Annotated in this window: 1 protein-coding gene; it reads left to right on the forward strand. The window is 65.3% G+C overall.

From position 1 onward, the window contains the following. The first annotated feature begins 79 nt into the window (after positions 1-79). Positions 80-1,381 carry an IS256 family transposase gene (locus ACFY0K_RS44700; protein WP_388711300.1) on the forward strand — a complete coding sequence of 434 codons (1,302 nt, stop codon included), beginning with the start codon at positions 80-82 and terminating at the stop codon, positions 1,379-1,381. Positions 1,382-1,445 lie beyond the last annotated feature (64 nt).

The raw sequence follows: 1,445 nt of genomic DNA on the forward strand, positions 1-1,445 counted from the left end.
GGGACTGTCCTAAAGATTGTGTATGCCCCGGTGTGACCCGTCTGGCATGAGGTGTCCCCTCTGCTGGGAAGGATCACGGATGGGCATCAAGGACGAGCGGCCCCGCGAGAATTCGCACATCGTACGCACGGGGGCCGAGTTGGCGAGACTGACCGAGCTGGACCAGGAGTTGGCCGAGCAACTGGTGAACCGGGCCCGCGCTGAGGGGGTGAACCTGGTCGGGGAGAACGGCCTGCTGAAAGGACTGGTGAAGCTGGTCCTGGAGGGCGCGCTGGAGGCCGAGATGACCGAGCACCTCGGCTACGAGAAGGGCGATCGGGCCGGTGCCGGCTCGGGCAACTCGCGCAACGGCACCTCCCGCAAGCGGGTGCTGACCGATGTCGGCCCGGTCGAGCTGGACGTCCCGCGCGATCGGGCGGGAAGTTTCAGCCCGCAGATCGTGCCCAAGCACACGCGCCGCGTCGAGGGGTTCGACGAGGCCATCCTGTCCCTCTACGCCAAGGGCCTGACCACCGGCGAGATCCAGGCGCACCTTGCGGAGATCTACGACGTGGACGTCTCCCGCGATCTGATCTCGCGGGCCACCGACAAGGTCACCGAGGAGCTCGAAGCCTGGCGCCAGCGGCCGCTGGACCGCGTCTATGCCGTCCTCATGATCGACGCGATCGTCCTGAAAATCCGCGACGGTGCAGTCGCCAACCGACCCGTCTACATCGCGGTGGGTATCAATCTCGAAGGCGAACGGGACGTGCTGGGCATGTGGGTGGGTTCCGGCGGTGAGGGCGCCAAGCAGTGGATGGCCTGGCTGGCCGAGCTGAAGAACCGCGGCGTCGAGGACGTGCTGATCGCCTGCTGCGACGGGCTCAAGGGCCTGCCCGACTCGATCAGCAGCATCTGGCCCCTGGCCGACATCCAGCTCTGCGTGGTCCACATGGTCCGCAACAGCCTCAAGTACGCCTCCACCAAGCACTGGTCACAGATCGCCAAGGAACTCCGACAGGTCTACACGGCCGCCACCGCGGCTGCCGCTGAGCAGCGGTTCGCCGAGTTCGAAGAGACGTGGGGCGGCCGATATCCGGCCCTGATCGCGGTCTGGCGCAGAAACTGGGAACACTTCGTCATGTTCCTCCGCTTCCCACCCGAGATCAGAAAGATCGTCTACACGACGAACATGATCGAGAGCCTCAACTCCCGCTTCCGCCAGGCCACCCGCAGGCGCGGGCATTTCCCGAACGACGAGGCGGCTCTCAAGGTGCTCTACCTCGTCATCCGCGACCGCCAGCCCAACCGGCGCAACCCCACCGGCCGGACCCATAACTGGAAGGAGGCCATTAACATCCTCGCCGGCTACTACGGCGACCGCGTCACCGACAACCAGTAGCACCGCCACACCACACAGAAGAAGCGTCAGCACCAGGGCTTACACAAAGAAAAAGACACTCCCC

The organism is Streptomyces sp. NPDC001507 (assembly GCF_042894765.1).
Classification (GTDB): domain Bacteria; phylum Actinomycetota; class Actinomycetes; order Streptomycetales; family Streptomycetaceae; genus Streptomyces.

What these genes read in the sequence shown, in the direction of transcription:
- ACFY0K_RS44700 (WP_388711300.1), top strand. Translation starts at nt 80, where the DNA reads ATGGGCATCAAGGACGAGCGGCCCCGCGAGAATTCGCACATCGTACGC.